The organism is Bacillus sp. ISL-35 (assembly GCF_018613355.1).
GTDB lineage: Bacteria > Bacillota > Bacilli > Bacillales > Cytobacillaceae > Mesobacillus.
The window spans coordinates 14,967-32,297 of sequence record NZ_JAGGQK010000003.1 but is presented as its reverse complement, the minus strand read 5'-3'; the positions used below and the strand labels follow the sequence as shown (position 1 = coordinate 32,297).

At 45.5% G+C, this 17,331-nt stretch carries 15 protein-coding genes; 12 read left to right on the top strand and 3 right to left on the bottom strand.

Annotated elements, in window-relative coordinates; genetic code table 11:
* The first annotated feature begins 261 nt into the window (after nucleotides 1-261).
* From gatC to gatB, 3 genes are read left to right on the top strand one after another with little or no spacing between them, the layout of a single operon-like run.
* Complete coding sequence (gatC, locus tag J7E38_RS06000; RefSeq protein ID WP_214709702.1) at nucleotides 262-552, top strand: Asp-tRNA(Asn)/Glu-tRNA(Gln) amidotransferase subunit GatC; 291 nt, start codon at nucleotides 262-264, stop codon at nucleotides 550-552.
* An 11-nt stretch (nucleotides 553-563) separates the two neighbouring features.
* The gene (gene gatA / locus J7E38_RS05995) at nucleotides 564-2,021 is read left to right on the top strand and encodes an Asp-tRNA(Asn)/Glu-tRNA(Gln) amidotransferase subunit GatA (RefSeq protein WP_214709701.1); all 1,458 of its coding nucleotides are present in this window, start codon (nucleotides 564-566) and stop codon (nucleotides 2,019-2,021) included.
* A 13-nt stretch (nucleotides 2,022-2,034) separates the two neighbouring features.
* Nucleotides 2,035-3,462 carry an Asp-tRNA(Asn)/Glu-tRNA(Gln) amidotransferase subunit GatB gene (gene gatB / locus J7E38_RS05990; protein WP_214709774.1) on the top strand — a complete coding sequence of 476 codons (1,428 nt, stop codon included), beginning with the start codon at nucleotides 2,035-2,037 and terminating at the stop codon, nucleotides 3,460-3,462.
* Nucleotides 3,463-3,617: 155 nt separating this feature from the next.
* Here gatB and J7E38_RS05985 read toward each other — a convergent pair whose 3' ends face one another.
* The 3 genes from J7E38_RS05985 to plsY all read right to left on the bottom strand — a co-directional run bounded on the left by J7E38_RS05985 (nucleotide 3,618) and on the right by plsY (nucleotide 6,758).
* Nucleotides 3,618-4,355 carry a hypothetical protein gene (locus tag J7E38_RS05985; RefSeq protein WP_215038262.1) on the bottom strand — a complete coding sequence of 246 codons (738 nt, stop codon included), beginning with the start codon at nucleotides 4,353-4,355 and terminating at the stop codon, nucleotides 3,618-3,620.
* A gap of 121 nt (nucleotides 4,356-4,476) precedes the next feature.
* On the bottom strand, nucleotides 4,477-5,952 hold the full coding sequence (putP, locus tag J7E38_RS05980) for a sodium/proline symporter PutP (protein ID WP_214709697.1): 1,476 nt from the start codon (nucleotides 5,950-5,952) through the stop codon (nucleotides 4,477-4,479).
* A gap of 191 nt (nucleotides 5,953-6,143) precedes the next feature.
* The gene (gene plsY / locus J7E38_RS05975; protein WP_214709695.1) at nucleotides 6,144-6,758 is read right to left on the bottom strand and encodes a glycerol-3-phosphate 1-O-acyltransferase PlsY; all 615 of its coding nucleotides are present in this window, start codon (nucleotides 6,756-6,758) and stop codon (nucleotides 6,144-6,146) included.
* 285 nt (nucleotides 6,759-7,043) lie between these two features.
* Here plsY and J7E38_RS05970 point away from each other — a divergent pair, with 285 nt between their 5' ends.
* The 9 genes from J7E38_RS05970 to J7E38_RS05930 all read left to right on the top strand — a co-directional run bounded on the left by J7E38_RS05970 (nucleotide 7,044) and on the right by J7E38_RS05930 (nucleotide 17,218).
* Nucleotides 7,044-7,985, top strand: a complete 942-nt coding sequence (locus J7E38_RS05970; protein WP_214709693.1) for a diacylglycerol kinase — start codon at nucleotides 7,044-7,046, stop codon at nucleotides 7,983-7,985.
* 290 nt (nucleotides 7,986-8,275) lie between these two features.
* Nucleotides 8,276-8,827 carry a cysteine hydrolase family protein gene (locus tag J7E38_RS05965; protein ID WP_214709691.1) on the top strand — a complete coding sequence of 184 codons (552 nt, stop codon included), beginning with the start codon at nucleotides 8,276-8,278 and terminating at the stop codon, nucleotides 8,825-8,827.
* Between the two features lie 128 nt (nucleotides 8,828-8,955).
* On the top strand, nucleotides 8,956-10,431 hold the full coding sequence (locus J7E38_RS05960) for a nicotinate phosphoribosyltransferase (RefSeq protein WP_214709689.1): 1,476 nt from the start codon (nucleotides 8,956-8,958) through the stop codon (nucleotides 10,429-10,431).
* Nucleotides 10,432-10,637: 206 nt separating this feature from the next.
* Nucleotides 10,638-11,696 (top strand): ATP-binding protein, encoded by a 1,059-nt coding sequence (locus J7E38_RS05955; RefSeq protein WP_214709687.1) that lies wholly within the window; start codon nucleotides 10,638-10,640, stop codon nucleotides 11,694-11,696.
* A 114-nt stretch (nucleotides 11,697-11,810) separates the two neighbouring features.
* Complete coding sequence (recQ, locus tag J7E38_RS05950) at nucleotides 11,811-13,943, top strand: DNA helicase RecQ (protein WP_214709685.1); 2,133 nt, start codon at nucleotides 11,811-11,813, stop codon at nucleotides 13,941-13,943.
* Nucleotides 13,944-14,321: 378 nt separating this feature from the next.
* Nucleotides 14,322-14,744, top strand: coding sequence for a hypothetical protein (locus J7E38_RS05945; RefSeq protein ID WP_214709683.1), 423 nt, complete (start codon nucleotides 14,322-14,324; stop codon nucleotides 14,742-14,744).
* 53 nt (nucleotides 14,745-14,797) lie between these two features.
* Entirely contained in the window at nucleotides 14,798-15,751 is a 954-nt protein-coding gene (locus J7E38_RS05940) for an ABC transporter permease subunit (RefSeq protein ID WP_214709681.1), read from the top strand.
* Nucleotides 15,744-16,634: an ABC transporter permease subunit gene (locus tag J7E38_RS05935; protein ID WP_214709679.1), complete on the top strand. Its 891-nt coding sequence runs from the start codon at nucleotides 15,744-15,746 to the stop codon at nucleotides 16,632-16,634. Before J7E38_RS05940 ends, J7E38_RS05935 begins: the two co-directional genes overlap by 8 nt.
* Nucleotides 16,635-16,765: 131 nt before the next feature.
* The gene (locus tag J7E38_RS05930) at nucleotides 16,766-17,218 is read left to right on the top strand and encodes a BsuPI-related putative proteinase inhibitor (RefSeq protein WP_214709677.1); all 453 of its coding nucleotides are present in this window, start codon (nucleotides 16,766-16,768) and stop codon (nucleotides 17,216-17,218) included.
* Nucleotides 17,219-17,331 lie beyond the last annotated feature (113 nt).

Below are 17,331 nucleotides of genomic sequence, written 5' to 3'. Positions count from 1 at the left end.
TCTTCTTTATTCAAGTGATTCAATTCAGAGAGTGGAAGAAATTTTTCAGTGTTAAAACTTAACTCTTTCAAGGTAAAACCATCATTTTCACCTTATCATTCATGCTTTTCATTTAAATATCCCACAAAATCGTTTTCTTTCCTGCGATCACCCACCTCTCATGTTAAAATAGTACAAACAGCAAGGCTTGTATTGCTTTAACGCGGAAAACTTTGCTATGATCATTATTATTGTCTGACGATTTAAAATGGAGGTGCTATTATGTCAAGGATTTCAGAGGAACAAGTAAAGCATGTCGCACACCTGGCAAGACTGGCGATTACCGAGGATGAGGCGCAAATGCTGACAGACCAGCTGGACAAAATCATTACCTACGCAGAACAGTTGAATGAGCTGGATACGGATCATGTGGAGCCGACTGCTCACGTGCTTGAAATAAAGAATGTTATGCGCGAGGACCGCGCCGAAAAGGGCCTTCCGCGCGAAGAGGTTTTAAAGAATGCGCCTGAGCACCAGGATGGGCAGATCAAAGTACCTGGAATTATGGAGTAGGAGGACCAGCGATGAGTTTATTTGAACATAAGATTTCGGAGCTTCATGAGCTTTTACATAAAAGAGACCTTAGTGTTTCCGACCTGGTCGACGAATCGTTCAAGCGAATTGGCGAGGTTGAAGGCAAGGTACAGGCGTTTTTGACATTGGATGAAGACAATGCCAGGGCAGCAGCGAAGGCTTTGGATGATAAGGCCGTGCAAAACGCTCCAACCAACGCATTATACGGCCTGCCAATCGGAATCAAGGACAATATCGTCACAAATAGCCTGCGCACGACAGCAGCGAGCAAGATTCTCGAAAACTTCAATCCTATTTACGATGCGACGGTCATCCAGAAGCTGAAACAGGCAGATACGGTGACGATCGGCAAGCTGAACATGGACGAGTTTGCGATGGGGTCATCGAATGAAAACTCTGGATTCCAAAAGACGCTCAATCCATGGAACCTTGAGCGTGTTCCAGGTGGTTCTTCCGGTGGTTCCGCTGCTTCAGTAGCAGCAGGTGAAGTGCTGTTCTCTTTGGGTTCTGATACAGGTGGATCAATCCGACAGCCGGCATCATTCTGTGGAGTGGTTGGCATGAAGCCAACATACGGACTTGTTTCCCGCTTCGGATTGATCGCGTTCGCGTCTTCTTTGGACCAGATCGGGCCAATCACACGAAATGTTGAAGACAATGCCTATCTGTTAAAAGCAATTGCGGGCCACGATGAGATGGATTCAACTTCTGCAAAAGTGGATATCCCTGATTATATCGGTTCCCTGTCTGGCGATATAAAAGGAATGAAGATTGCCGTTCCAAAGGAATATATCGGAGAAGGTGTCGACGAAGAGGTGCGTAAATCGGTAATGGACGCACTTGAAGTCCTTGAGCGACTTGGAGCGAAATGGGAAGAGGTGTCCCTGCCGCACTCCAAGTATGCTTTGGCTACTTATTATCTTTTATCTTCATCCGAAGCGTCCGCGAACCTGGCGCGCTTTGATGGCGTGCGCTACGGCTACCGTACACCAAACGCGGAGAATCTGATTGAAATGTATAAAAAGACTCGCGCAGAAGGCTTCGGCGAGGAAGTCAAGCGCCGGATCATGCTTGGCACGTTTGCGCTCAGCTCTGGTTATTATGATGCTTATTACAAAAAAGCCCAGAAGGTCCGTACTCTGATCAAGCAGGACTTTGAAAAAGTATTCGAACAATATGATGTCATTGTTGGACCGACAACACCGACGCCAGCATTCAAACTTGGCGAGAATACACGGGACCCGATGACGATGTACGCAAACGATATTTTAACGATCCCAGTCAACCTGGCAGGGGTTCCGGCCATTTCGGTTCCGTGCGGATTTGATAAAGGGCTGCCGCTTGGATTGCAAATCATCGGACGCCATTTCGATGAAAGTACAGTATATAAAGTTGCCCATGCCTTCGAGCAGGCAACAGAATTCCATAAACAGCAACCTGAACTGTAAAGGGGTGAATATGATGAAGTTTGAAACGGTAATTGGCCTAGAGGTCCATGTTGAATTGAAAACAGATTCGAAAATCTTTTCGGCGAGTCCGAACCATTTTGGTGCTGAGCCGAATACAAATACAACCGTGATCGACCTTGGCTATCCGGGTGTACTGCCGGTCGTGAATAAGAAAGCAGTCGATTACGCTATGAAAGCCGCTATGGCTTTGAACTGCGAAATTGCAGATCACACGAAATTTGACCGCAAGAACTATTTTTACCCGGACAACCCGAAAGCCTACCAGATTTCCCAGTTCGATAAGCCAATCGGTGAAAACGGATGGATCGAAATCGAGGTTAATGGCTATAAAAAGAAAATCGGCATTACCCGCATCCATATGGAAGAGGATGCCGGAAAACTGACGCACGGCAATGGGTATTCACTAGTGGACTACAACCGCCAGGGAACGCCGCTCGTGGAGATCGTATCGGAGCCCGATATACGCACTCCGGATGAAGCATATGCATATCTGGAGAAGTTAAAGTCTATCATCCAGTATACGGGTGTATCGGATTGCAAGATGGAAGAAGGTTCGCTCCGCTGTGATGCGAACATTTCAATCAGGCCGGTTGGCCAGGAGGAATTCGGAACGAAAACCGAGCTTAAGAACCTGAACTCCTTCAACTTCGTTCGCAGAGGCCTTGAGTACGAGGAGAAGCGCCAGGAAGAGGAAATCCTGGCTGGCCGCGAAATCCAGCAGGAAACACGCCGTTACGATGATGCGTCGAACACGACCATCTTAATGCGTGTAAAAGAAGGATCGGATGACTATCGTTATTTCCCTGAGCCTGACCTGCCTGATCTTTACATCGATGAAGAATGGAAAGCGAGAGTACGTGCAGAAATTCCTGAGCTTCCGGACGAGCGCAAGAAGCGATATGTCGAGGATATGGGATTGCCGGCTTATGATGCTGAAGTCTTGACTGTTTCTAAGGAAATGGCTGATTTCTTTGAGTCGGCTGTGAAAGCAGGAGCAGACCCTAAGCAGGCATCCAACTGGCTGATGGGCGAATTCTCAGCTTACCTCAAGGCTGAATCGAAAGAGCTGCATGAAACGGCATTGACTCCTGAAGGTCTTGCCGGCTTGATTAAGTTGATTGAGAATGGCACCATTTCTTCCAAGATTGCCAAGCAGGTATTCAAGGAATTGATCGAAAAAGGCGGCGACCCCGAGCAAATCGTCAAAGAGAAGGGTCTTGTGCAAATCTCCGATGAAGGTGCGCTGCTAAAAATCATCACCGAAATCATCGACGCCAACCCGCAATCTGTTGAGGATTTCAAAGGCGGCAAGGACAAGGCGAAAGGCTTCCTTGTCGGCCAGATCATGAAAGCGACAAAAGGCCAGGCAAACCCTCCGCTAGTAAACAAATTGCTTGTTGAAGAATTGAATAAGAGATAATAGCGAAAGCTGGCGAACCAATCGCCAGCTTTTTTGTCGATATTTCCCGGGAAAGAGGGAATCTGTTCGAGGACGGCTGGCAAGACTGTAGACAATCCGGGTTTTAATCGAGTTTGTCTACAGTCTGAGGCTCTTCTATCAGAGCTTAATTTGGATTATTGCCGGTCACCATACTTTAGTATTCTGATCAATGATTCTTTATCCTCGACCGTCTGCTGAAGAAATTCTGTATTAAAGATCAAGTATATTGGTGCTGTATATAAGTGAAGCTCTGAATAATGTGTCTTTTTCAATTCCTCCAAATCATCTGATATCTGAAAGGAATCAAGCTTTTCCTTTACCTCATCAGGAATGTCAAACTTTTCTGACTCTCCACGTGGAACAATCGCAAGGACAGCAAGCTTTTCAGGATCCTTTGATAAAAAATCATATAGGGGCGGAAGTTCTTCGATATCCAGCTTCACATAGTAAGTACTAAATTCCTTTCCCCATATCGCTTTTATCTTAAAATAGGTTCTTTCCATGTAAGGATTTTTTGGAATGGGAATGCTGGTCCCTTTAACAGTCTTCTTTTCCATGCCTGGTAATGTATTTACCTGGGTGATTAAAATGGAATCAGGGACTATTTCTGGAGGAAATGAGACTTCTAGTGTTTCTCTTTCCTTCACCCTGGATGGATTCATGCCAGCCATGGCTTTGAGCGGATTCATTTTCTCCGTTTTGGTACCATGCCAATTATATTGGCCGAGAATTTGTGGAATCTCCTGTCCATTCACCGTTACGATTGGTACAGGCGGCTTTTCCTCTTTATATAATTTATAGCGGTCCATGGCGATCAATACAGTCAAAAGCAATACTGCAGCTGTTCCGTAGATTAATAGCTTTCTCTTCATCATTTGCCCCTCAAGTTTAATTGTTTCTATATGAATTCGAGTATGCAGATGTAATTTCCTGTCAGATTTTATCGGTTCCAAAATAAAATACCACAGAGAAAGGATCTCTGTGGCACCTGTTTTAAGACTTTAAGTTTTCTACACTCATATCAAACTCTTTTTCAATCTCAGGGTTTGGTCTATAAGTAACAAGGCTGACAACTACGGAAACAACCAGGTTGATAATGAAGCCTGGTACGATTTCGTACATGACATCGCTCAAGCCGACATTGCTCCAGATGACTACTGTTGCAGCACCGGCAACCATACCGAGGATTGCGCCCCAGTTGGTCATCTTTCTCCAGTATAGGCTGAGCAGGATGATCGGTCCGAAGGCTGCGCCGAAGCCTGCCCATGCGTAGGCAACGAGGCCAAGGATTGTATCGTTCTGGACCCAGGCAAGGGCAGCAGCGATAATCGCTACAACGAGTACCGCCATACGTCCGAAAAATACGTATTGCTTATCAGATTTTTCTTTTTTGAATAAGATTTTGTATAAATCCTCAGTGAGTGCGCTGGACGTTACGATCAACTGAGACGAGATTGTGCTCATGATTGCAGCAAGGACAGCTGCCAGCATAAGGCCAGCGAATAATGGATGGAAGAAGATTTGACCGAGCACGATGAAGACTGCCTCAGGGTTATCGAGTTTAACATCTGGATTCTGTGTAAAATAAGCAAGACCGATCAACGCTGTTAGTATGGCTCCCAATAAGGAGAAAATCATCCATCCCATACCGATTCTTCTCGCACTCTTTGTTTCTTTTATCGATGTGATTGCCATGAAACGGGTGATAATATGTGGCTGTCCGAAGTAGCCAAGGCCCCATGCTGCAGTTGATATGATTCCGAGCACAGTTGTACCTTTGAATAAATCAAGCAATGCAGGGTCAATCGAACGGATGGTATCAAATGTCTCCGCCGGGCCGCCGGTTTTGCCGAAGCCGATAATTGGCACGAGAAGCAGGGCGAGAAGCATCATCATTCCCTGAATGAAATCTGTGTAGCTGACAGCAAGGAATCCGCCGAATAGTGTGTACGCAACAACTACTGCAGAAACAAGCAATAAGCCGGTATGGTAGTCAAGGCCGAATGAACTCTCGAAGAAAACAGCTCCGGCGACCATTCCGGAGGAAACGTAGAAAGTAAAGAATAGAAGAATAACAATACCGGATACAATTCTTAAAAGCTTTGTATCATCTTTAAAACGGTTTTCAAGGAAGCTAGGAATCGTGATGGAGTCATTCGCCACATGTGTGTATGAGCGAAGTCGAGGTGCTACATAAAGCCAGTTGAGATACGCACCGACGGTCAATCCGATGGCAATCCATGCATTCGCTAAACCGCTTACATAAATTCCCCCTGGAAGACCCATCAAAAGCCAGCCGCTCATGTCAGCTGCTCCGGCGCTTAGTGCTGTTACTGCCGGACCGAGCGATCTGCCGCCGAGCATGTAGTCAGTCAGATTGCTCGTCTTTTTGTAGGAATACCAGCCGATATAAAGCATCGCGGCCATATAGATCCCGATGGCAATGATTTGGTACATTTCATTGGACATAGTCTTTCCCCCTTTATTATTGTGAAAGAATATTAAAAAAATATTGCTAATACAATTAATATTCTATCATTTTGCATAAATGATTAACAATCTATTTTTTCGCTAAAAAAGTTATTCGATAAATAGTAATTTACTTTATTAATATATTTATAGAAAATAAGAAAACCATGGATTGATAACCATGGTATTCGTCAAAGTCTTTTAGGGGGAAGGCGGTCTCCCTTCACTTTTTTATCATTGATCTTCGGTTCTATGCCATTGAAAAAGTTCTGCAAATTTGACCGGTGCAGAAAAATTAAAAATATAATAAAAGCGGTGAAAATAAGTACTTCATTGATGTCGGGTGAGAAGAACGAATAGACCAGCATCGCGATTCCAACCGAGATGGAGCCCATAAATACATATTTGGTCAGGAAAATGACGGCGAAAAATGTTACATAGACGGCCAGGAACATCCCGATATCAACAATCAGCAGAGCGCCGGCTGTCGTGGCGATTGCCTTTCCGCCGCGGAATCCTGCGAAAATCGGGAAGCAATGGCCTATAACCGCAATCAATCCGGCATACAAGGGTTCAACCGGGACATTGAACATCAGCGGGAGTGAGGCAGCCAGCATTCCTTTTGCCACATCAATCAGCAGGACAACGATGGCAGCTCTTTTGCCCATCACCCGCAGTGTATTGGTAGCGCCCGGATTTTTGCTGCCATGATCCCTAATATCTACATGGAAAAAGTATTTGCCGACCACTAATGCTGTCGGAATCGAGCCAATTAAATAAGCAGCCAGGAGAATCAGCCAGATCATAAAAAGTCACCCTTTTAATCTAGATTAGAGGTTCTGATGGTTTTGTCTTCGGGGGTATTGCCAAATTATGTAACCACCCTCCCTGTATTGTAAAAAATAAATGGTATGATTGAAAGAGTTTTTCTGAAAAATACGATAGTTAACACTTTGATTAAATACTGAGTTTCTTTTTGGCAAATAGGTGTAAAGTAGTTTATGATATATCCGGGTCATTGCTTGGATTGAAAATATGAGCTATGATGTAAAATGATGGAATCAAAAACCATATTAAGTAGGATGATGGGTATGAAAAGAGCAAGAATCATTTATAATCCGACTTCAGGCCGTGAAGTTTTTAAAAAGCATCTTGCGGAAGTGCTGGTGAGGCTGGAGAATGCCGGCTATGAGACATCATGCCATGCAACGACATGCGAGGGTGATGCGACGCAGGCTGCGAGGATTGCAGTCGAGCGCAAGTATGACCTGGTGATTGCGGCAGGTGGAGATGGAACGATCAATGAAGTGGTCAATGGAATCGCCGAGCAGGAATACCGCCCAAAAATTGGCGTCATTCCAGTTGGCACAACGAATGACTTTGCCCGCGCACTGCATATTCCACGGGATATAGAGGCAGCGGTCGACATCATTGTAAAAGGGCAAACGATCCCGGTTGACGTAGGCCGGATCAACGATAAATATTTCATAAATATCGCAGGCGGCGGCAGGCTGACTGAGCTGACATACGAAGTTCCAAGCAAGCTCAAGACGATGCTCGGCCAGCTTGCATACTATTTAAAAGGAATCGAGATGCTGCCATCGATCCGAGCATCACATGTGACAATTGAGTATGATGGCAAGCTGTATGAAGGTGAGGTCATGATGTTCCTCGTCGGGCTGACGAACTCGGTCGGCGGCTTTGAGCGACTGGCACCAAACTCTTCAATCAATGACGGTATGTTCTCGCTGTTGATTTTGAAAAAGACGAACCTGGCTGATTTTATCCGGATTGCTTCACTTGCAGTTCGTGGTGAACACATAAATGACCCAGGCGTAATTTACACGCAAGCAAACCGGATTAAGGTACATTCGAAGGAAACAGTCCAGCTGAACCTCGACGGAGAATACGGCGGAAACCTTCCAGCCGAATTCGAAAACCTGTTCAGGCACATCGAAGTCTACGTGCCGCTCGACGAAATCCGTCCAGAAGACCGTCCGGAGAACCTGGAATTGAACTTCAAAGCAGAATGATCGGAAACCACTCCTGTGCTGGAGTGGTTTTTTTGCGTTTTGAAATAGGGTATAGAAGGATATTCCTTAAAAAGGGATTATATTCTTTAAAAATTAATTATATTCCTTAAACCTACAGATATATTCCTAAGAATTTGAATATATTCCTAAACCAAATTTTTTTTGAAATCAGCAGTGACAAAGGTAAAAATAAATGCACCAAATCATCGGCATTTGATATGAAAAATTTGCCTGAAAATCATATTTGGAAGAAAATAATAGATAATAAGATAAAAGGATGTGGATACATAATGGGGAAGAAGGCGTTGATCAATATCGACTATACATATGACTTTGTGGCGGATGATGGGCGGCTGACTTGCGGGGATCCTGGCCAGGCAATTGAAGAGAATCTGGTTGGCGTGACGAAGGAATTCATCAAAAATGGTGATTATGTTGTTTTCGCGATCGATGTCCATGATGAAGGGGATGAATTCCATCCGGAGACAAAATTGTACCCGCCTCATAATATCCGCGGGACAAGGGGAAGAGATTTGTACGGCAGCCTTCAAGAGGTTTATGAAGAAAACAAGCATCTGGACCATGTGTATTATATCGACAAGACAAGGTATTCAGCGTTCGCCGGTACGGACCTGGAAATAAAGCTGCGCGAGCGGGGCATCACGGAGGTGCATCTTGTCGGGGTATGCACGGATATTTGCGTGCTGCATACAGCGGTTGATGCTTACAATAAGGGCTTTAAGGTTATAGTGTATAAGAATGCGGTAGCTTCTTTTGACCAGGTCGGCCATGAATGGTCGCTCCGTCATTTCGAAAGCTCGATCGGGGCAGAAGTCAGATAGGATCATGATTACGTGGCTATGACTTGGAAAGCAGTAAAAGGGAAGTCGACTTTCCATGTTTAAGATTGATAACGAAATCCATGCAGCAGCCACGATGAATTAGATGCAGTTAATTTGGAGGTTTTTTGATGAGTACGAAATTCACAGATGATAGCTTGATGCTCCATACGGACTTATATCAGTTAAATATGATGGAAACATACTGGCGTGATGGCGTCCATAATCGCCGCGCGGTGTTTGATTTGTTTTTCCGCAAGCTTCCTTTCGGCAATGGATATGCCGTGTTTGCAGGCCTTGAAAAGATCATCCAGTACATCGAGAACTTTGGCTTCACAGAGGATGATATTCAATATTTAAGAGAGGAAGGAAAGTTCGGTGAAGATTTCCTTGCCTTTTTAAAAGACTTGAAATTCACTGGCTCGATCCGTTCTATGCAGGAGGGAGAGATTGTTTTTGCTAATGAGCCGCTGATTCGGGTGGATGCTCCGCTTGCTGAAGCCCAGCTGATTGAGACAGCGCTGCTGAACATCGTCAACTACCAGACATTGATTGCGACAAAGGCTTCCCGTATCAAGCAGGTGGTGAAGTCTGAAGTGGCGATGGAGTTTGGTACGCGCCGGGCGCATGAACTGGATGCGGCGCTCTGGGGCACTCGCGCTGCCTATATCGGAGGCTTCGATTCGACCAGTAATGTACGTGCGGGCAAGCTTTTCGGAATTCCAACCGCCGGGACTCATGCGCATTCCATGGTACAGGCCTACAAGGATGATTATACCGCTTTTAAAAAATACGCTGAAACGCATAAGGACTGCGTATTCCTCGTTGATACGTATGATACGCTAAGGTCCGGTGTGCCGAACGCAATAAAGGTCGCCAGGGAATTTGGCGACAAAATCAATTTCATCGGGATCCGCCTCGACAGCGGTGACCTTGCATATCTTTCCAAGGAAGCGCGCAAAATGCTGGATGAAGCAGGTTTTAAGGATGCAAAAGTTGTGGCTTCCAGTGACCTGGATGAATACACGATCATGAACCTGAAAGCCCAGGGCGCAAAAATTGATATTTGGGGAGTCGGCACGAAGCTGATCACCGCCTATGAACAGGCTGCGCTCGGTGCTGTTTATAAAATTGTATCAGTCGAGCAGTCTGATGGAAGGATGGAGGACACGATCAAGATTTCCTCGAATCCTGAAAAAGTGACCACGCCTGGAATCAAAAATGTGTATAGGATCATCAACAAAGCCAATAATCGTTCCGAGGGGGACTATATCACACTTGAAGGTGAAAATCCGCAGCAGGAAAGGCGCCTGAAGATGTTCCACCCGGTTCACACCTTTGTCAGCAAATTTGTCACCAATTTTGACGCCAGGGATTTGCATCATGACATTTTTAAGGATGGCAAGCTTGTGTATGAACAGCCAAGCCTGGATGAAGTCCGCAAGCATTCAACTTATTGCCTCGGCGTTCTTTGGGAAGAATACACACGCATGCTGAATCCTGAAGAATACCCTGTGGACCTCAGCCAGAAATGCTGGGACAACAAAATGCGTAATATAGAAGAAGTGAGAGAAAAGGTCATGGAGATGACTGGAGAGAATATGTAATGAAAAGGTCATGGAGATGACTGGAGAGAATATGTAATGAAAAGGTCATGGAGATGACTGGAGAGAATATGTAATGAAAAGGGCTGCTTCCTGAGAAGAGGCAGCTTTTTCATGTGTCTGCAAAAATACATATTTTTTCCAAAGGAATTCCCCTTGAAAATAAAGAATTATTAGGGAACGAATTTATACTATAAGGGTGTTGCCGTGTGAATGATCAGAAGTGCAAGGTGGATTATGAGCAGTTCATTCCAAGAGAAACAGGCTTTATTTTCAAGTTCGAAAAGAAAGACAACACCTTCATCCATACATTTATTGAAGGCAAACTGATTGAAAAAGTCGGTCTTTGCCCTGAATTAATTGTGGGGAAAACCTTGTTTGAGTTCCTTCCGCCTGAACAGGCTCTCCGTAAGGCAGCTTTTTATGAAGAGGCTTGGAACGGGGAGCATGTCAACTATGAAGGCAACATGGGTGATGTCCACTATCTGGCTGTCTTGAATCCCGTCCGGCAAAACGGAGTGACAGTGGAGGTAATTGGGACGACCATAGACATTACAAAGGAAAAAGCGCGGGAAAAGCAGGTCCAGCAGATGGAGAAGCTTTCCGTAGTTGGTGAATTAGCGGCAGGCATCGCACACGAAATCCGGAATCCGCTCACATCACTGAAAGGTTTTGCGAAAATCGTCAAAGAAAGTGTGGCGGACCCGACTTTAGTGCCGTACCTGGACATCATGCTGGATGAGATGGACCGGATCAATGAAATCGTCAATGAGTTCATGTTCATTGCGAAACCAAGTGAACATGTCAATTTTCAGCAAACAAATTTCCATAAGCTATTACAGGAATGCATTCACTTCATGGCACCTCAGGCCAACCTTAAAAGTATAGAAATAGGATTGGAGTCCGATTCGGAAGTTTTCTTGAATTGCGACCGCAAGCAAATGAAACAGGTACTGATTAATTTGCTGCAAAACTCGATCGAGGCAACCGAGGATAACGGGCATTTTATCGAAGTAAGGCTTGAAGAAAATGGCTCAGATTCTGTGATGGTGACAATCATCGATAAGGGCTGTGGAATCGCGGAATCTAGGTTCAACCGGTTGTTCGAACCATTTTATTCAACAAAGGAAAAAGGGACCGGGCTGGGGCTGATTACCTGCAAGAGAATCATCGACCTTCACCATGGCCGGATTGATATTAAGAGTAAGCCTGGCGAAGGTACAACGATTAAAATTTGTCTGCCAAGATTACTGGAAGAAGAATCGTAAAATAAAGTGCTTTGCTCCTAATCGGGGCAGGGCATTTTTGCTGTATATCTGTTACAATGGAAGAGTATTTCCTCAACATTCCCCCACTTTTTCTCACTGAAAGGAGCCACCATAATGCTGCAAAAAGCCCAAGAATTATTGCAAAACCATTTTGGCTATTCCTCATTCCGCCGAGGACAGGACCAGGCGATCACGTCTGTGCTTGAAGGAAAGAATACGGTCTGTGTCATGCCGACAGGCGGAGGTAAGTCAATCGTCTATCAAATCCCGGCACTCGTGCTGCCAGGGACGACCATCGTCATTTCTCCGTTGATTTCTTTGATGAAGGACCAGGTGGACACGCTCATCCAGCATGGAATTCCGGCAACGTATATCAACAGTTCGCTGACGGCCGGCGAAGCTGCCAGCCGGATGGATGACGCCAGGAATGGAAAGTACAAGCTGTTGTACATCGCGCCCGAGCGGCTTGGATCCTGGGAGTTCATCGATGACCTGCAGGACATGGAAATTCCGCTGATCGCCGTCGACGAAGCGCACTGTATTTCCCAGTGGGGGCACGATTTCCGCCCAAGCTATCTGCAAATATCCGGACTTGCCGATCGTCTGCCGAGAAAGCCGATCGTGCTCGCGTTGACGGCCACTGCGACACCAAAGGTAAGGGAAGACATTTGTGCCTCGCTAAAAATAAACCCTGAAAATACTGTAATTACAGGGTTCGAGCGCAGCAACCTGAGCTTTTCCGTCGTAAAAGGCCAGGACCGCCAGGCTTATTTAAAAGACTTTATCAAAAAGAATGAAAAGGAAGCAGGCATCATCTATGCGGCGACACGGAAGAATGTCGACCAGCTTTATGAGTGGCTGCAGAAGGAAGGCTTCAATGCCGCCCGCTATCACGCAGGCATGAATGATGAAGACCGGAACCGCGAACAGGAACGTTTTTTACAGGATGAAGCCACTGTGATGGTCGCGACTTCGGCGTTCGGGATGGGCATAGACAAAAGCAATATCCGTTATGTCCTCCATTTTCAGCTCCCGAAGAATATGGAGAGCTATTATCAGGAGGCAGGCCGTGCCGGTCGTGATGGCCTGGATAGTGAATGTGTCGTGCTGTATTCGTCCCAGGATGTCCAGGTGCAGCGCTTTTTGATTGACCAGTCCGCGGATCGCGAGCGGATGGCGCCTGAATTGGAAAAACTGCAGCAAATGGTCGGCTACTGCCATACCGAGGAATGCCTGCAATCCTATATCCTCCATTATTTTGGCGAGAGTGAAGCGGAGCCGTGTGGACGCTGCGGCAACTGTACCGACTCCCGTGAAACGGAGGAAGTCACGAAGGATGCGCAAATGGTGCTGTCGTGCATCATTCGGATGGGCCAGAAATACGGCAAGGCAATGACAGCGAACGTTTTGACCGGCTCGCGAAATAAGAAGGTGCTTGAGTTCCGGCTTGATAAACTGCCGACATACGGATTGATGAAGAACCGGAGCACAAAGCAGGTGAATGACCTGATCGAGTTCCTGATTTCACAGGAACTGATTGGTGTCGAGCACGGCACCTACCCGACGATTTTTGTCCCGGAAAAAGGGAAGGATGTTTTGCTCGGCAAGACGAAGGTGTTCAGGAAGGAAGCTGTCCGGGTCAAGCAGGTTTCGAACGATGATCCGTTATTTGAAGAACTGCGAGAGTTGCGGCGAGAAATTGCAGCTGCGGAAAAAGTGCCGCCATTTGTGATTTTCTCCGATTCCTCTCTGAAGGATATGTGTCTGAAGCTGCCGCTGACAGATGGTGAGTTCCTGGGTGTGGCTGGAGTGGGAGAGCATAAATTGCAGAAGTATGGAGCCCCATTTATTCAGAAGATCATCGAGTTCTGCGAGGAGCACCCCGAGCGTCAGCCCGTGGTGAATGCTGTAGCTGAACCGGTGAAGAAACCGGCGAAAAAAACTGTTGGTGATTCTCATCTCGAAACCTACAAGCTGCATCAGGAGAAACTGACCGTGGCTGAGATTGCCGCCAGGCGCGAGCTGGTGGAAAGCACAGTCGAAAATCACCTGATCCAATGCATTCAGCAAGGAATGGAAGTAGACTATGAAGTGCTGATTCCTGCCAAGTTCATCGATGACCTGGAGCGGGCCGTAGCAGAAGCCGGCCGCGACAGGCTCAAGCCAATCAAGGAACTGCTGCCAGATGAGGTCAGTTACTTTATGATCAAAGCATTTTTGTATATGTCCAAAAAGAAGGTACATTAAGAAGAAGAGACGAAGCCGGGGGCTTCGTCTTTTTTGATGTTATCCACTTTGGCCAGGGGGTAGTTGCCAGTTCGGTCACATGAAGAAGGGATATGTTTCCCGTTGGGTGAAGAGAAGAGGAAACGGTCACATATAAAGAAGGATATGTTCCCGGTTAGGTGGGGAGAGGAAAAAACGGGTCAAATATAGCAATTTATGCACTAACTCTTGGCCTCGCAAGTAGACGGGGACACATAAAACCGGGTTATCTTCAGAAAGTCTTACTCTCCATCTGCATAAAATCCTATAACTCTATCAAGGTCAAATTAAAATAACACTTTTCAGAAAAATTAAAAATGGTAAAATATAACTAGTGCTAGAAAGAGGGCTGGTGTAAGAATGCATCCGATAACGGTTATTGAGATATTGATGGCTTTGGGTTTGCTCTTGTTAATTTTGATTGTTGGTTATTTTTTGCCGCACAGAAGGAGAAAAAATGCGATCAAGGTGGTCTTGATTGTATTAGTGCTGGAGCTGGCTTTCTTTGGGATCCGTCCTTTATGGATTGACTATCAGCGTGAGGTCAAGATGGAACAACTGACTGAATACCTAAACAAAATGTATCCGGGAGAAAAGTTCGAGATCAGTTACCCGACGAGCAGGAGCTATAGTCCATATCAGCTGCAAGTCAGGTTCGCCAATGAGCCGGACTGGATTTACTCTTATTCTGTTAATGAGAGTGAAATCAAGCAGGTGGATATTGGGGTGCCGGATGCGAAAATGCCCGAAGAAGGCGACCATTATGAGGATTTGGGAGATTGAGAGAAAGATAGTTGTGCATAAAAAAATTATATTAAAGTCCATCAGGAGGCTTCATGGTTCATTTTAAAAGGGCAATCGAGCAATTTGTGTTATGGATTGTCTGTGTATTTTTGTTTATCGGGATTTTGTTTTTGCCGGTTACGACGGAATACCAGACTGGTCAGGGCGGACAGTTTGAATCCGCAAGCTATCATTATGAATTGGACAAGCATATTGACAATATCAAAGGTTTCTTTGCTTTTATTAAAGAAAATCCTGATCTCGGGGAGTTTGTCCCTGGCGAATCGTATGCCCACCGGATTGCGGGCAAGGCCTGGAAGAGTCTGCTTTTGATCGTTCCGACTTTAATTTTCGCTTATATTTTTGGCGTCCTAAAAGGAATCTTTGATTTCCGGGTGCAAAAAAGAAAGCTGAACTTTCTTGGGAATGGGACGACGTGGCTGTTCATCTCCATGCCGGATCTCTTTTTTATCATCATCATCCAGATTGGATTGATGTTTCTATATGAAAAAGGCCTGTTTTTTCATGTGACGTTATATGGCAGTGAAAAGCTGGAAACCTATGTGGTTGGCATTCTGTTTTTGCTTATTTATCCTGTATTCTACCTGGCGAATATTACGAACGTGAGCCTTCAGGAGCAGTCCGGGAATGATTATATCCGGACGGCAAAATCCAAAGGGACATCCGGTGCGAAAATACTGTTCATACATATTTTGAAAAACTCATTTCCAAGGATTCTGGCGCATGCGAATACGATCACACTCTATGTATTATCGAATCTATTTATTGTTGAAAAATTGATGAATTTTCAAGGGGCGGCAGATGGACTGTTTAATGCTGTCCTGAGGGGCACAGGCTTCAAGGTTGGGATGGAAATCATGGTGGACGGGATTTCAGCAGCGGGTTACACGGTCTTTTTTGCTTCCATCATTTTGGTCTCGAATCTGGTCACCCAGATTTTTAAAAGTCTGGTCACTCCGGTTTCGCAGGAGGTAGACCATGAATAAATCACTACTATTTGGCTTACTCATTTTGTCTTTTCTAGTAGTCATTTCATTGATCGCGTCATACCTTCCATTCGTGGACACCTCGTTAAAAGAAATGGTGATGAAGCAAAAGGAAGGCGGCGGGTTTGAGCTCCCTCCATTCGCGCCATCAGCAGATTCCCCAATCGGCTCGGACGCGAATGGCGTGGATTTATTGAGCCGGGTGCTGCTGGGTACGAAAGAAACGCTGTTAACCATCCTCGCGATTGTGCTGATCCGATATATCATCGCGATTCCGCTGGCGATGGCGAGTTTTTATTCGCGATTTTTCCGGAGAATCCTGATTCTTTGGAATCGGTTATTCTCCTTCATGCCGCCGATATTCTTTGTAATCCTGATTCTCGGCACTCCGTTTATTGTGTTTTCGGGAAATCGATACCTTTGGATCATGCTCGTTCTCGCGATAATTGAAGTCGGGCGGGTTGCGGATATTTTTTATCAGGGGATGGTCGACATCTCGAAGAAGCCTTATGTAGAAGCGGGAATCGTCTCGGGCTCTTCACCGCTGACGATGCTGAAAAATTACTACTGGCCGCCGTTAAGACCATTTTTTATCGTCCAGTTTTTCTCTGACCTTGGAAGAACATTGTTTCTCATCGGCCAGCTGGGCATCGTCGGAATCTTTCTTAGTGTCGAATTCGTTTCCCAGCTCGATGGTGGCTATCAGGCGATGAACACGTCCAATGTCTGGCCAACTTACTTTGTGAACATTACCAACCATATCTGGTCACACCCATGGCTGCCGATTACCGGAACCGTTGCCATCGGGATTACCATTTTTGCGTTCTCCATGACGAGCAGCGGTCTGCAGAAGTATTTTGATAAAAAGTATAAAAGAGGTTAAAAGAGGGAGGGGTGCCCATGCACTTCTCTTTTTGTTTAAAATGGGTTCATTAAGTTAATCAAAGAGTGTAACCTTTTTAACCGTTCTCCTGACAAATAGATAAAGAGTTTCTTCAACAGGAGGATCGGACAATGAAAAAAATATGGATGATAGTGCTGATGGGTTTGCTGGTGACCGGCTGCGGTACGGAGAACCAGGTTTCAAATAACAATAATCAGGAAAAAGGGGGTGCCGGAATCGTGGCGGGAGAAATGGCTGCAAGTATGAAAGAGGAGAGTCCGCTCGTTTTTCAATATGAAGTGAAAAATCAAACGGAACAGGAAGTGAACTTGGAATTCACGAGTTCTCAACGGTATGATTATTCGGTCGAGACAAAGGATGGAAAGGAAATCTTCCTTTTCTCAAGTGTCGCTAGCTTTTTACAGGCTTTAGGAGAGGAAAAAGTAAAGCAGGGAGAGGCGTTGAGCTATGAAATCGATCTTCATGAGCTTTCCCTCGATAAAGGTGACTATGTCCTTTCTGTCTGGATGACGCCGAAAGAAGGAAAAAAGTTCAAGGTGACAAAGGAATTCTCCGTTGAGTGAGGAATCTCCAAGTTACATTAAAAATTGAATCATGGCGAAAGTGATGGAGATGATGCTAATTCCAGTTCCAACAATCCATTTGATCAATTGGATCTGGTTTTGGCTCAGTCTTT